Genomic DNA, 14,030 nt, shown 5'->3' with positions numbered 1-14,030 from the left:
TCGGTCGCGCGACTGCCGCACAGGCGGCGAGCCCCGCGTGATCGGATGACGGGGTGGACCGACCTCCGCCCGAGCACGCCCCGCCCGGCGACCCGCAGCTCGCGCTCCCGCCCCGGGCGCCCGACCCCGTCGCGCCCGGCTTCCCGTGGCTCGCGGCGATCGCCCCGCTCGCCGGCGCGGCGGTGCTCTGGGCGGTGACGGGGTCGGCGCTCTCGCTCGCGTTCGCGGCGCTCGGTCCGCTCGTGGCCGTCGCGTCGGTCGTCGACGCGCGACGCCAGGGGCGCCGGGCACGTCGTCGAGGCGCGGCGGAGCGGGCGGCGTTGCTGGCCGAGCTCCGGTCCGCGGTCGCCGACCGGCATGCCGGCGAGCGCGCCGCGCGATGGCGCCGCGTCACCTCGGCGCGGGAGATCGTCGACGGCGCCCGCCCCCTCGACTGGCGTGCCGGGCCGCCGGGCAGGGTCGTGCTCGGGCACGGCACGGTCGCGAGCGGCGTGAGGGTCGACGGCGTCCCCGCCGACGACCATGATCGTGCGCTGCTCCGCGCCGCCGGAGCGCTCGACGACGCACCCGTCGTGGCCTCGCTCGCCGGCGGCATCGGCGTCGTCGGGATCGAGCCCGTCGCCGACGCGCTCGCGCGAGCCCTCGTGGTCCAGGTCACGCACGGCGGCCGCCCCGACGAGGTCGGCATCGCCGTGCCGGCGGGCGAGGCATGGGGGTGGTCGACACCGCTGCCGCATCGGAGCGGCCCGACCGCGCTGCGCGTCGTCGGGCGATCCGAACGCGATGCGACGACGACCCCTTCCGCGCCGACCGACGCCGATGGCGTCGCGACCATCGCAGTGGCCGACGCGGCCGAGCACCTGCCTCCCGGCCTCGAGACGCTGGTCCGGGTCGAGGATCACCGGCGCGCGGTCATCGAGCGCCGCGGGGAGGCCGCGGGCCCCACGCGCATCGTGCCCGACCTCGTCGGCGCCGTCGAGGCATCCGAGTGGGCCGATCGCGTGCGGGCGATGGCCGAGCGCGAGCGGTGGGGACCGGAGTCGGGCGTGCCCGCACGCATCGCATTCGACGCCCTCGAGCAACCGGCGTCCGACGACGGATCCAGGACCACGCTGCGGGCGGTCGTCGGCCAGTCCGCCCTCGGACCGCTCGCCCTCGACCTGGTCGAGCACGGGCCGCACGCGATCGTCGCCGGCACGACCGGAAGCGGCAAGAGCGAGTTCCTCGTCGCGTGGCTCGCGGCGCTCGCCACGTGCCATCCACCCGACCGGGTGTCCTTCCTGCTCGTCGACTTCAAGGGCGGCGCGGCGTTCGAGCCGTTGCGCGGGCTGCCGCACGTCACGGGCATCGTCACCGACCTCGACGAGGCCGAGGCGGAGCGCGCCGTCCTGAGCCTGCGCGCCGAGCTGCGGCACCGCGAGGCCGTGCTGCTCGCCGAGGGTGAGCGCGACCTCGCTGCGCTCCCCGACCGGGTCGTGCTGCCGCGCCTCGTGCTCGTGGTCGACGAGTACCAGGCGATGATCGACCGGTTCCCCGACCTCGGGCCGGTCGTCGCCGACGTCGCCGCGCGCGGCAGGTCGTTGGGCGTGCACCTCGTGCTCGCGTCGCAGCGCCCGAACGGCGTCGTGCGCGAGCAGGTGTCGGCGAACTGCGCCATCCGGGTGTCGCTGCGCGTGCGCCAGCGGGCAGACAGCGTCGCGGTCGTCGGCACCGACGCGGCGGCGGCCATCCGGCCCGACACGCCGGGCCGCGGGGTGGTCGACGCGGGCGACGGATGCCCCGTGGTGTTCCAGTCCGCCATGGTCGACCCGGGCACGCTCGAACGGCTGCGGCGGTCGACGTCGGACATGGCCGCCGCGCGCCGCCCGTGGGTGGACCCCCTGCCAGCGCGTGTCGCGCAGAGCGCACTCATCCGACTCGTGCGCGCCGCGACCCCGGCGCGAGATGCCGAGGAGACGGAGCGGGGCCCGGCGCTCGATTTCGGCATCCTCGACGACCCCGAGCGCCAGCGGCACGTCCCGGCGACCTGGACGCCCGAGTCCGACGGGCACCTGCTCATCCTCGGCGAACCGGGCAGCGGCCGGTCGACGGCGCTGGCGGCGCTCGCCGAAGCGGCGACGGCGATCCGGGTCGACGTCCGTCGTCTCGTTCGACCGGCGAGCGCGCGGTGGGACACCCTGCGCGCGCTCGTCGAGGATGATCGCCGCACCACGACGTCGTGCCTCCTGCTCGTCGACGACCTGGACGTCGCGTTCCGGGACTGGCCCGACGACCACCGCATCGCGGCCGTCGGCATGCTCGAGCGGCTGCTGCGCGAGGGGCGCGAGCGAGGGCTCGGGATCGCGGCGTCGGCGGGCTCGACGCACCGCCTCCCGGCCGGCCTGCGCGAGTCGTTCGGCTCGACCGTGCTGTTGCGGCATCCGACGCGGACCGACCTCGCACAGGCGGGCGGATCTGCTGCGCTCTGGCGTTCCGGCGACCCGCCGGGCTCCGGCCAGTGGCGCGAGCGGCGGCTGCAGGTGGTCGACGTCCCGTCCCTTCCGTCCGACCCGGGCGCCGAGGCACGGCCCCTGCGCGTCGGCACGGCCGCGGTCACCGCGGTCGTGAGCATGCGTCCGCGGGCGGATGCCGCGACGCTCCGGGGACTCGGTCACGAGCCCGTGCTCCTCGAGCCGGGTCTCGACGCCGTCGCGCGTGCCGCGATCGCCGCAGGCGGGGGAGCGGGGCATCCGCTCGTCATCGTGGGCGACGCCGACGCGTGGACGGCGAACTGGACGCTCACCGCGCTCGTGCGCGAGGAGGCCGCGATCGTGGTGCACGGCGGATCGCGCGAGTTCCGCGTGTTCGCGGCCGGTTCGGCGCTGCCGCCGCTGCTCGACGACCCCGTCGCGCAGTGCTGGCTGGCACCGCCCGGTGGGGAACCGATGAGATGCGCGTGGCCTGTCCACGTGGACAACTGAAAACGTGCGTATATGGGCGTGAACGGCACTGAATCCGCACACGATGTTCGCAGAAATTAACGATTCGGACATTATTCCGTGAATCTCGCGCCCCAGTGTGTCAGTATCGACCCACCCCCAGCACGCGCCCGATTCCGAATGGAGTTCCCCCGTGACCGCTCGGCCCGTTCCCCAGGATCCGATGATCCGCTCCCTGATCGCCCAGGCGCGACGGGCGCAGCTCAACCGTCGCACGCTCCTCGCCGGCGCTGGAGCCGGCGTGTCCGCGCTCGCGCTCGCCGCCTGTGCCAACACGGGCGGCGGCTCGGCGAAGCCCTCTGCGGCCGCCGACACGTCGGAGACCGACAAGACCCTGAACTGGGCGAACTGGGCGGCCTACATCGACGAGGACGACGACGGCAACTACCCGACGCTCGTGGCGTTCACCGAGGAGACCGGCATCGAGGTCAACTACGAGGTCGCCGTCGACGACAACAACACGTACTACGGCAAGGTGAAGGACCAGCTGGCCCTCGGCCAGGACATCGGCGCCGACACCGTCTGCCTCACCGACTGGATGGTCGGCCGCTGGATCCGCTTCGGCTACACGCAGGAGCTCGACCACGCCAACATCCCGAACCTCGCCAACCTCACGCCCGCGCTGCAGGACCCCGACTTCGACCCGGGCCGCAAGTTCTCGGTGCCGTGGCAGGGCGGCTTCGCCGGCATCTGCTGGAACAAGGAGGCGATCCCGGGCGGCCTCGAGTCCGTCGAAGACCTGTGGAACGCCGAGCTCAAGGGCCGCGTGGGCGTGCTCTCCGAGATGCGCGACACGATCGGCCTGCTCATGCTGCAGAACGGCGTCGACATCGCGGGCGACTGGGGCGACGCCGAGTTCGAGGCGGCGAACGAGATCCTCCGCGAGCAGGTCGAGTCGGGCCAGGTCCGCAACATCAAGGGCAACTCGTACCTCGAGGACCTGAAGAGCGAGGACACCCTGGCCGCCATCTGCTGGTCGGGCGACATCACGGTCATCAACGCCGAGGCCGGCGACAAGTGGGAGTTCGCGATCCCCACGGCGGGCGGCACGCTCTGGAACGACAACTTCCTCGTGCCGATCGGGTCGCCGCGCAAGACCAACGCCGAGACGCTCATCAACTACTACTACGAGCCCGAGGTCGCCGCCGAGGTCGCCGCGTGGGTGAACTACATCACGCCGGTCGTCGGCGCGAAGGAGGCCGCGATCGCGATCGACCCCGCGCTCGCCGAGAACCAGCTGATCTTCCCCGACGAGGACACGCTGTCGCAGGCCCACATCTTCCGCACGCTCACCCCGGCGGAGGAGCAGAAGTACCAGGCGGCGTTCCAGAGCATCCTGCTCGGTTCCTGAGACGAGCGGGAAAGACGACATGGCAGTACGCGAATTCGCCGAGCGGGGCGCCGACCTCGAGCTCGTCGGCATCCAGAAGCGGTTCCCCGGGTTCACGGCGATCGAGGAGCTCGATCTCGTGATCCCGGCCGGCTCGTTCTTCGCCCTGCTCGGCCCCTCGGGCTGCGGCAAGACGACCACCCTCCGGCTCGTCGCCGGGCTCGAGGAGCCGACCCGCGGCCGCATCCTCATCGGCGGCAAGGACGTCACCGACACGAAGTCGCACGAGCGTCCGGTCAACACGGTGTTCCAGAGCTACGCGCTGTTCCCGCACATGACGATCATCGAGAACGTCGCGTTCGGGCTGAAGCGTCGGCGCATGTCCGACCCGATGGGCAAGGCGCATGAGGCCCTGAAGCTCGTCGAGCTCGACCACCTCGCGCAGCGCCGGCCGCAGCAGCTCTCGGGCGGCCAGCAGCAGCGCGTCGCCCTCGCCCGCGCGATCGTGAACCGCCCGGCGCTCCTCCTCCTCGACGAGCCGCTCGGCGCGCTCGACCTGAAGCTCCGCCGCCAGATGCAGCTCGAGCTGAAGACGATCCAGGAGGAGGTCGGACTCACCTTCCTCCACGTGACGCACGACCAGGAGGAGGCCATGACCATGGCCGACACCGTCGCGGTCATGAACAAGGGCGCCATCGAGCAGATGGGCGCGCCCGAGGAGCTGTACGACCTGCCCCGCACCGCGTTCGTCGCGAACTTCCTCGGTCAGTCCAACCTCTTCACCGGCGAGGTCGTCGGCACGACCGCCGACGCGATCACGGTCGAGGCCGCGGGCACGCGCATCGTCGTGCCGGCCGCGCGCTCGCAGAAGCACCAGGGCGAGGTCACGGTCGGCGTGCGGCCCGAGAAGGTCGTGCTCCACACCGAGGCGCCCACCGAGACCGCGGGGCGCAACCTGCTCGGGCCGGGTCGCGTCATCGACGTGTCCTTCTCGGGCGTGAGCACCCAGTACCTCGTCGACCTCGGCGCGCTCGGCACGCTCCTCGTCTTCGCGCAGAACGTCGGCTTCGCACCGGTCGCCGGGCTCGGCACCGAGGTGTGGCTGAGCTGGGACCTGACGCACGGCTTCGGACTCGCCGACGAGCTGGCCGAGACCGGACGCTTCCCCGCCGACGACTCGACCACCTCGATCGCCGTGCAGCGACGCGAGGCTCTCGTCTCGGAGCTCGAGGAGCACTGACGATGGCCTTCGCAGCGTTCGCGACGGCGGAGGCACAGCCACAGGCACCCAAGCGCAAGAGCCGCATCGCGCTCCTCCTGCTGCTGCCCGGCATCCTCTACCTCGTCCTGTTCTTCCTCACCCCGCTCATCTCGCTCACCCTCACGTCACTGCAGGTGCCGAGCGAGTTCGGCGACATCGGCCAGTACGACTACGCGTTCAACTGGCAGAACTACGTCGACGTGGTGCAGCTGTACTGGCCGCACATCCTCCGCTCGTTCGGCTACGCGCTCGCGGCGACCGTGCTCGCGCTGCTGTTCAGCTACCCGCTCGCGTACTTCATCGGCGTGAAGGCGCGGAGGTGGCCGCTGCTGCAGAGCCTGATGCTCGTGCTCGTGATCGCCCCGTTCTTCATCAGCTTCCTGCTCCGCACGCTCGCGTGGAAGCAGCTGCTGTCCGACGAGTCGTTCATCATCACGTCGTTGAAGGCGCTGTCGCTGCTCGCACCCGACGCGCACTTCACGGGCACGCCGTTCGCGGTGATCTTCGGCCTCACCTACAACTTCATCCCGTTCATGACGCTCCCGCTCTACACGACGCTCGAGCGGCTCGACCTGCGCTACCTCGAGGCGGGATCCGACCTGTACGCCAACCCGTTCACGGTGTTCCGCAAGATCACGATCCCGCTGTCGATGCCGGGCATCGTGGCCGGCACGCTCCTCACGTTCATCCCCGCCGCGGGCGACTACGTGAACGCGAGCCGCGACTTCCTCGGCGGGCCCGACACGCAGATGATGGGCAACGTGATCGAGGCGAACTTCCTCGTGCTGCTCAACTACCCGGCGGCCGCCGCGCTGTCGATCATCCTCATGGCCGCGATCCTCGTGCTCGTCGGCATCTACGTGAGGCGTTCGGGAACGGAGGACCTGCTGTGAGCGGCGAAGTCCAGGCCGCCGCCGTGCTCGGCGGCTTCCAGGAGAACGAGGAGCTCGACAACCGTCGTCCGGCCGGCCCGGCACGGCCGCGTCGACTGGGCCTCGGCGACTGGCTCCTCCCGGCGTACACGATCATCGCGTTCGTGTTCCTGCTGATCCCGATCGTCTACACGTTCGTGTTCTCCTTCAACGACTCGATCAAGTCGAACATCGCCTGGCGCGGGTTCACGCTCGACAAGTGGCTGAACGTCTGCAACGTCGAGGGCGGCGCGGTCTGCCAGGCGTTCGGCAACAGCATCGTGATCGGCCTCGTGGCGACGGTGATCGCGACCACGCTCGGCACGATGATCGCCATCGCGCTCGTGCGCTACCGGTTCCGCGCGCGCTCGTCGATCAGCCTGCTGCTGTTCCTGCCGATGGCCACCCCCGAGGTCGTGCTCGGTGCGGGCCTCGCCGCGCAGTTCCTCGCGGTGGGCGTCCCGAAGGACATGCTGACGATCATCCTCGCGCACACGATGTTCTGCATCAGCTTCGTCGTGGTGACGGTCAAGGCGCGTGTGGCGAGCCTCGACCCGGCACTCGAGGAGGCGGGCCGCGACCTCTACGGATCGCCCTCGCAGGTGTTCTGGCGGGTGACGTTCCCGCTCCTGCTGCCCGGCATCCTCGCGGCCGCGCTCCTGTCGTTCGCGCTGAGCTTCGACGACTTCATCATCACGAACTTCAACTCCGGCTCGGTGTCGACGTTCCCGAAGTACATCTACATCTCGGCGTCGCGCGGCATCCCCGCCGAGGCGAATGTCATCGCGTCGGCGGTGTTCATCATCGCGCTCGTGATCGTGATCACGGCGCAGGTGTCCCGGGCGGCGAGGGTCAGGCGCCTGGCGAAGCTCTGAGACGACGGATGCCGCGGCGGAGCGATCCCGCCGCGGCATCCGCTCGCCTGCATCGAGCCCGGAAGCGTCAGACCGTCGCGCGGATGCGCCCGACCCGTCGCTCGCCGCCCATGACCCAGAGGTCGAGCTCGGTCTGCACGGCGTCGACCGCATCGTCGTCGACGGCCCCCGCGGCGGCGAGCAGTCGGAGCGCGATGATCGTCGACGCGCGCGACGAGCCGTCGAGCACTTTCAGGGCGGTCGTCGTGCCGTCGGGCGCGGTCATGACCATGACGCCCTCCGCCCCGATCTTCGCGAACACGCCGAGGCGCTCCATCGCGACGGTGTCGGGCTGGCCGGGGCCGCCCACCGCCCACGCGTGCTCGCGCGACGCCTCGGTGAGCGCCGCCGCCTCGCGGTAGAGCGCGAACGGCGACGACGGCGAGGCGGTCGTGATCTTCTGGATGCCGCGTGCGAGCGCGTGCAGGCTGATCGCGTGCACCGGCGCGCCGCAGCCGTCGACACCCGTCGCGGCCGGCCGTTCGCCGGTGAACCGCTCGAGCACGTCGAGGATCCGCTTCTGCAGCGGGTGCTCGGGGTCGAGGTAGCCGTCGAGCGGCCACTCGTTCGCGGCGCACGCGAGGAGCATGGCGGCGTGCTTGCCCGAGCAGTTCATGTAGACCCGCTCGCGGGGACCGCCGCTGCGGATGAGCCCGTCGCGCGCCGCGTGGTCGGTCGGCGTCGCCGGCGGGCAGCCGAGCGCCGACACGGGCAGGGACGCGCGGGCGAGGAGCCCCCGCACGAGCGCGACGTGCGCGGCGGTGCCGGAGTGGCTCGCCGTCGCGATCGCCGCGTCCTCGCCGCGCAGCGTGACGCCCGACGTCATGACGGCGACCGCCTGGAACGGCTTCAGGCTGGACCGGGGGAAGATCGGCGTGCGCGTGTCACCGAGGTCGCGCAGCACCTCGCCCTCGGGGGAGAGCACGACGGCGGAGCCGGCGTGACGGGACTCGATGAAACCGCTTCGCTCGACCACGGCGAGTTCGAGGGCGTCGTCGACGGAGAAGGTGCCGGTCACCGGGTCACCCGAGCGACGCGAAGCCGTCGTCGAGCACGCGGAGTCCGTCTTCGAGCAGGGCGTCGGTGACCGCGAGGCTCGGCAGGAACCGGAGCACGTTGCCCCAGGTGCCCGCGCTGAGGAACAGCACGCCGTGCTGCGCCGCGAACGCGACGAGGCGCGAGACGGCCTCGGCGTTCGGCACCTTGGTCGTGTCGGCGGTGCCGGGCTGCACGAGCTCGATCGCGATCATGGCGCCGCGGCCGCGGATGTCGCCGATGATGTCGTAGCGCTGCTTGAGGCGCTCGAGGCCGGTGCGCAGCGTCTGCTCGATGCGCTCGGCCTCGGCGAGCAGGTGGTTCTCCTCGATCGACTCGAACACCGCGATCGCAGCGGCGCACGCGACGGGGTTGCCGCCGAACGTGCCGCCGAGGCCGCCGGGCTGCGACGCGTCCATGATCTCTGCGCGGCCGGTCACCGCGGCGAGCGGGAGTCCGCCAGCGATGCCCTTGGCCGAGAGCACGAGGTCGGGCTTCCACTCGAAGTGCTCGCTCGCGTAGTAGCGGCCGGTGCGCGCCATGCCGCTCTGGATCTCGTCGGCGATCATGACGACGCCGTGCTCGGTGCACCACTGCTGCAGGATCGGCAGGTACCCCTGGGCGGGCACCATGAAGCCGCCCTCGCCCTGGATGGGCTCGACCACGAGGCAGGCGAGGTCGCTGGCGCCAACGACCTTCTCGAGGTATGCGATCGTGCGCGCCGCGGCATCCTGGCCCGAGAGCCCGTCGCGGTAGGGGTAGGAGCTGGGCGCGTGGTACACGTCGCCCGCGAAGGGGCCGAACCCCGTCGCGTACGGGCTCGCCTTGTAGTTCATGGCCATCGTGAGGTTGGTGCGGCCGTGGTAGGCGTGGTCGAGCACCGCGACGGCGCGGCGACCCGTGTGCTTGCGGGCGATCTTCACGCCGTTCTCCACCGCCTCGGCGCCCGAGTTCACGAGCACGCTGCGCTTCTCCCAGCCGCCGGGCGTGTGCTTCGCGAGGAGCTCGGCGACGCGCACGTACTCCTCGTAGGGCGTGATGGTGAAGAGCGTGTGGATGACGTCCTGCAGCTGGCTCGCGGCCGCGGCCACGACGCGCTCCTCGGTGTGGCCGACGGTGGTCACGCCGATGCCGGCCCCGAAGTCGATGAACCGGTTGCCGTCGACGTCGACGAGGATGGCGCCGTTGGCGCGCTCGATGTACACCGGCAGCGCCGACGACACGCCGGCGGAGACGACCTTCGTGCGTCGGGCGTGCAGCTCCTCGGACTTGGGGCCGGGGATGGCGGTCACGATCCGACGCTCCTGCGGCACGGAGTACACCGGCGCGGTCGCGGTCTCTGCGGGGATGTTGGTGTCAGTCATGGTGCCTCCCACCCTATCGCCGTCGCGCGTGGCCCCCCGAGGCCCCGAGGGTGCAGAATCGGAGTCGCGGACCCGCTCCCGATGGGCTCGCAACGACGGGAGGCCCCGATGTTCGGCGAGCACCACTACGCGGTCGAGGTCGAGTGGCAGGGCGATCGCGGCGAGGGCACGTCGAGCTACCGCGCCTACGGGCGGCAGCACGTGGTGCGCGCGGAGGGCAAGCTCCACGACCTCGCGGGCTCGAGCGATCGCGTCTTCCACGGCGATCGCGAGCGCTGGAATCCCGAGGAGCTGCTGATCGCCGCGCTGAGTCAGTGCCACATGCTCTCCTACCTGCACGTCGCGACCCGCCACGGCGTGGTGGTGCGCGGCTACACGGATGCCGCGACTGGCACCATGCTCGAGGACGGACGCGGCGGCGGCGCGTTCAGCGAGGTCGTGCTGCGACCGCGGGTCGTGGTCGCCGACGAGTCCATGGTCGCGACGGCGCAGCGCATCCACGGGGAGGCGAGCGAGAAGTGCTTCATCGCGGCATCCGTCGCCTTCCCGGTGCGCCACGAGCCCACGGTGGTCGTCGCGAGCTGATCCGCCCGCGCCGCGTTCAGCTCAGCGGCGGCGACGGCAGCTGCGGCTCCGCGGGCGGGCACGGGTGGCCGCCGACGAGGCGCGAGCACGGCGGGAAGAACGCGGGGAGCCGCTCGGACTCGGGGTCGCCGAACCAGCGGTGCCAGATGCGCCAGAAGTTGAGGTTGCCGAACGCCGAGCACGCGTCGCCCTGGTCGGGGTCTGCGAGCGTCGCGTCGCTCGGCTGGTACGGCGTGTAGTTGTAGAGGTTCGCGGTGGCCTGGTTGCGGATGTCGACGGGCGACGCGCCGCACGCGGCGTCGGGGTGGTAGCCGACGTTCACCGTGCCGACCCGGTACTGCCGGTCGGGCTCCTCGGTGTACTGGCGGAACTGCCAGGCCGCGTTGTACACCTGGTTGAAGAAGCCGAAGTACTGCTGCTCGCAGTCGGCCGTGTCGGGGCATCCGTAGCCCGTCGAGCGCTCGTAGCCGTAGGCGCTCGGGCGCGTGAGCAGCGACTGCTCCTTCTGCAGCAGCACGAGCAGGGTGCGCGGGCTGATGCCGCAGGCCTCCGCGGCCTTCGCGATGATGCGGCTCGCGCGCTCGCGGATGCCGCCGCGGTACTCCGCGCAGTGCGAGCCGCCGACCGCCGGCTGGGTCGTCGTCGACTGGGTGTAGTCGGCGAGGCACCTGACGCCCGCGTCGGGGCGGCACGGGACCTTCTCGAGGAAGGCCTGGATCTCGTCCTCGGTCATGGCGGCGCTGTCGTAGAACGAGTCGTCGCTCACGATGAAGCCGGGGTCGAACTCGGTCGCCGGCGGCTCGGGAAGGGTCGCCCGGGTGGACAGCTCGGCGGTGGGCGCGCCGCCGTCGGCGGGGCCCGTGCAGGCGGCGAAGGCGACGACGACGAGGGCGGCCGCGGCGAGGCGGGCTGCGACGTCGGCGAGGCTCATCGTGCCGACGATACCGGGCCGCGCCCGGTCTCCGCTGGGAATCCCGTCAGACGCGCTCGCGCGGCGCGACGCGGTCGGCGAGCTTGGCGAGGGCGCCCGACGGCGGGACCTCGTTGTAGCGCCCGGCGAGCTCCTGCCCCGTGAGCTCGTGGATCGCCGCCATGATGTCGTCGGTCGCGGCCCGCCGGGCGCGACCCGACGACGCCGGACCGTGCCCCCTGAGGTCGAGGGGAGCGCCGAAGCGCACGGTGACGGGCCGGATCCGCGGGAGCCTGGCGCCGACCGGCTGGATCTCCTGCGTGCCGGTGAGCCCGACGGGCACGACCGTGGCGCCCGTCTCGAGCGCGAGCCACGCGACGCCGGTGCGGCCGCGGTAGAGGCGTCCGTCGAGCGAGCGCGTGCCCTCGGGGTAGAGCGCGAACGCCGCGCCCGACTCGAGGATCCGCCGGCCCTGCTCGAGCGCCTCCTGCGCCTGCGCGCCGGCGCCGCGTTCGACCGGGACCGCGCCGATGGCCGAGAAGAACGTGCGCGAGACCCAGCCCGAGAAACCGGTTCCGGTGAAGTAGTGCGACTTGGCGAGGAACTGCACCGGGCGCGGCGACGCGAGCGGGATCACGATGCTGTCGACGAACGAGAGGTGGTTGCTCGCGAGGATGATCGGCCCGTGCTTCGGCACGAGCTCGGCGCCGGTGATCGTCGGCCGGTAGACGAGCCGGACGAGGGGGCGGAGGATGCCGCGGACGATCCGGTAGAGCGGACCCTGGCGCACAGGGGAGTGAGGGACGGCGACGGCCTCGATCTCGGTCACCTTCCGACGATAGGCCGGTCGGCATGCCGGGTCGGGCATATGGACGACTCCGCCGACCGTGGGCGCCGGCGCCGGAGGAGCGGCCGATGAGGCCCGCGATCCGCCCGTCATGCGCGAGGATGGTGGGCATGGACATCTCGGCCGACGGCGAGCTCATCGAGCTCGAGGACGCGGGCGCGCGCGTGCTCGTGCTCGGCGGCGCCCGCCGCCAGCCGGCGGCCGACGCGGTGCTGCGCGGCCTCATCGCCGAGGTCTCGGGCGTGCCGGCCGACGACGTCGAGCTCGTGCACGCGTGCGGCGTCTGCGGCGCGCGGCACGGTCGCGTCGGCATCCCGTACCCGCTCACGGCCTCGGGCGCGTCGTGGTTCGCCGACATCGCGGTGTCGGGCGACGCGACCGTCGCGGCCGTGGCGACGCGGCATCCGCTCGGGGTCGGCATGGAGACGGCGACGCTCGACACGGGCGACGTGATCGACGAGGCGGCGTTCCACGCGAGCGAGCGGGCCGCGCTCGCCGACCTCGACCCCGCCCGGCGCGCCCTCGTGCGGGCGACGCTCTGGGCGCGCAAGACGGCCCTCCTGCGCGCCGTCGGCCACACCGACTTCATCGAGCCGTCGCGGCTCGAGCTGTCGATCCCCGGCGACGACGGCGGGACCGGGCGCATCCTGCGGAGCGTGCCCGAGTTCGGGTCGGTCTGGCGGCAGGTGCGCTTCCACGACGTGCCGGTGCCGGGCAACCGCGCGGCATCCGTCGCCGTCATCGGCTGAGGCGCGTTCGTCACGAGCCATCGCCGCCGCCTTAGGGTGGGAGCGTGCGCAGCGTCATCATCCTCGGCTCCTCCGGTTCGATCGGCACCCAGGCGCTCGACGTCATCCGAGCCAACCCGCGGCGGTTCGAGGTCGTCGGCCTCGCGGTCGGCTCGAACCGCGCGCTGCTCGAGCAGCAGGCCGCCGAGTTCGGGGTCGAGCAGACCGCCGTGGGCATCGACGAGGCCGTGCAGCTCGTGCGCGACGTCGACGCCGACGTCGTGCTCAACGGCATCACGGGCTCCGTCGGCCTCGGGCCGACCCTCGCGGCGCTCGAGCGGGGTGCAACACTCGCCCTCGCGAACAAGGAGTCGCTCATCGTCGGCGGCGACCTCGTCACGCGCCTGGCCGCCCCCGGCCAGATCGTGCCGGTCGACTCCGAGCACTCCGCCATCGCGCAGGCGCTCCGGTCGGGCACCGACGACGAGGTGCGTCGACTCGTGCTGACCGCATCGGGCGGGCCGTTCCGGGGCCGCACCCGCGACGAGCTCGTCGACGTGACGCCGGCCGAGGCGCTCGCCCACCCGACCTGGGACATGGGGCTCGTCGTCACCACGAACTCGGCGACGCTCGTGAACAAGGGCCTCGAGGTCATCGAGGCGCACCTGCTCTTCGACGTGGCGTACGACCGCATCGACGTCGTCGTGCACCCGCAGTCGATCGTGCACTCCATGGTCGAGTTCGTCGACGGCTCGACGATCGCGCAGGCGTCGCCGCCCGACATGCGCCTGCCGATCTCGCTCGGGCTCGACTGGCCGAACCGGGTCGCCGCCGCGGGGCGCCCGCTCGACTGGACGCAGGCCACGAGCTGGACGTTCGAGCCGCTCGACGCGGGCGCGTTCCCCGCGGTCGCGCTCGCCAAGCAGGTGGGTCGCGCGGGCGGCGAGTACCCGGCCGTGTTCAACGCCGCGAACGAGGAGGCCGTGGCGGCCTTCCACGCGGGCCGGATCGGGTTCCTCGACATCGTCGACACCGTGCGCGCCGTCGTCGAGGCCCACGAGGCGAGCGCCGGCGAGCTCACGGTCGCGTCGCTCGCCGAGGCGGAGCGCGCGGCGCGTCGCGCGGCGAACGAGCGCCTCGGGCGCACGGCCCGCTGATCGGCTCCTC

At 72.3% G+C, this 14,030-nt stretch carries 12 protein-coding genes; 8 read left to right on the top strand and 4 right to left on the bottom strand.

Annotated features, from left to right (window positions below):
- The first annotated feature begins 53 nt into the window (after positions 1-53).
- The 5 genes from FYC51_RS01070 to FYC51_RS01050 all read left to right on the top strand — a co-directional run bounded on the left by FYC51_RS01070 (position 54) and on the right by FYC51_RS01050 (position 7,355).
- Positions 54-2,960, top strand: a complete 2,907-nt coding sequence (locus tag FYC51_RS01070; protein WP_148731853.1) for an FtsK/SpoIIIE domain-containing protein — start codon at positions 54-56, stop codon at positions 2,958-2,960.
- 181 nt (positions 2,961-3,141) lie between these two features.
- Positions 3,142-4,329, top strand: a complete 1,188-nt coding sequence (locus tag FYC51_RS01065; RefSeq protein WP_148731852.1) for an ABC transporter substrate-binding protein — start codon at positions 3,142-3,144, stop codon at positions 4,327-4,329.
- 19 nt (positions 4,330-4,348) lie between these two features.
- Entirely contained in the window at positions 4,349-5,548 is a 1,200-nt protein-coding gene (locus FYC51_RS01060; RefSeq protein WP_148731851.1) for an ABC transporter ATP-binding protein, read from the top strand.
- A 2-nt stretch (positions 5,549-5,550) separates the two neighbouring features.
- Positions 5,551-6,462 carry an ABC transporter permease gene (locus FYC51_RS01055; protein ID WP_148731850.1) on the top strand — a complete coding sequence of 304 codons (912 nt, stop codon included), beginning with the start codon at positions 5,551-5,553 and terminating at the stop codon, positions 6,460-6,462.
- 95 nt (positions 6,463-6,557) lie between these two features.
- On the top strand, positions 6,558-7,355 hold the full coding sequence (locus FYC51_RS01050; RefSeq protein ID WP_148734055.1) for an ABC transporter permease: 798 nt from the start codon (positions 6,558-6,560) through the stop codon (positions 7,353-7,355).
- Between the two features lie 67 nt (positions 7,356-7,422).
- On the opposite strand, the gene FYC51_RS01045 is transcribed toward FYC51_RS01050, so the two are convergent.
- Positions 7,423-8,412, bottom strand: a complete 990-nt coding sequence (locus tag FYC51_RS01045; RefSeq protein WP_148731849.1) for an asparaginase — start codon at positions 8,410-8,412, stop codon at positions 7,423-7,425.
- Positions 8,413-8,416: 4 nt separating this feature from the next.
- On the bottom strand, positions 8,417-9,793 hold the full coding sequence (gabT, locus tag FYC51_RS01040; protein WP_148731848.1) for a 4-aminobutyrate--2-oxoglutarate transaminase: 1,377 nt from the start codon (positions 9,791-9,793) through the stop codon (positions 8,417-8,419).
- A gap of 108 nt (positions 9,794-9,901) precedes the next feature.
- Here gabT and FYC51_RS01035 point away from each other — a divergent pair, with 108 nt between their 5' ends.
- A complete protein-coding gene (locus FYC51_RS01035) occupies positions 9,902-10,378 on the top strand; it encodes an OsmC family protein (RefSeq protein WP_148731847.1) in 477 nt (158 codons plus the stop codon).
- A 16-nt stretch (positions 10,379-10,394) separates the two neighbouring features.
- Here FYC51_RS01035 and FYC51_RS01030 read toward each other — a convergent pair whose 3' ends face one another.
- On the bottom strand, positions 10,395-11,309 hold the full coding sequence (locus tag FYC51_RS01030; protein ID WP_148731846.1) for a hypothetical protein: 915 nt from the start codon (positions 11,307-11,309) through the stop codon (positions 10,395-10,397).
- 46 nt (positions 11,310-11,355) lie between these two features.
- Positions 11,356-12,156 carry a lysophospholipid acyltransferase family protein gene (locus FYC51_RS01025; RefSeq protein ID WP_148731845.1) on the bottom strand — a complete coding sequence of 267 codons (801 nt, stop codon included), beginning with the start codon at positions 12,154-12,156 and terminating at the stop codon, positions 11,356-11,358.
- A gap of 89 nt (positions 12,157-12,245) precedes the next feature.
- On the opposite strand from FYC51_RS01025, the gene FYC51_RS01020 reads away from it, so the two are divergent.
- Together FYC51_RS01020 and dxr are read left to right on the top strand one after the other, a co-directional pair.
- Entirely contained in the window at positions 12,246-12,884 is a 639-nt protein-coding gene (locus tag FYC51_RS01020) for a 4'-phosphopantetheinyl transferase family protein (protein WP_148731844.1), read from the top strand.
- A gap of 44 nt (positions 12,885-12,928) precedes the next feature.
- A complete protein-coding gene (gene dxr / locus FYC51_RS01015; RefSeq protein ID WP_148731843.1) occupies positions 12,929-14,020 on the top strand; it encodes a 1-deoxy-D-xylulose-5-phosphate reductoisomerase in 1,092 nt (363 codons plus the stop codon).
- Positions 14,021-14,030: the final 10 nt, after the last annotated feature.

Source organism: Agromyces mariniharenae (assembly GCF_008122505.1).
Lineage (GTDB): Bacteria > Actinomycetota > Actinomycetes > Actinomycetales > Microbacteriaceae > Agromyces > Agromyces mariniharenae.
Note: the sequence above shows the minus strand (reverse complement) of the source record. Positions and strands in the feature narration are given on the sequence as shown.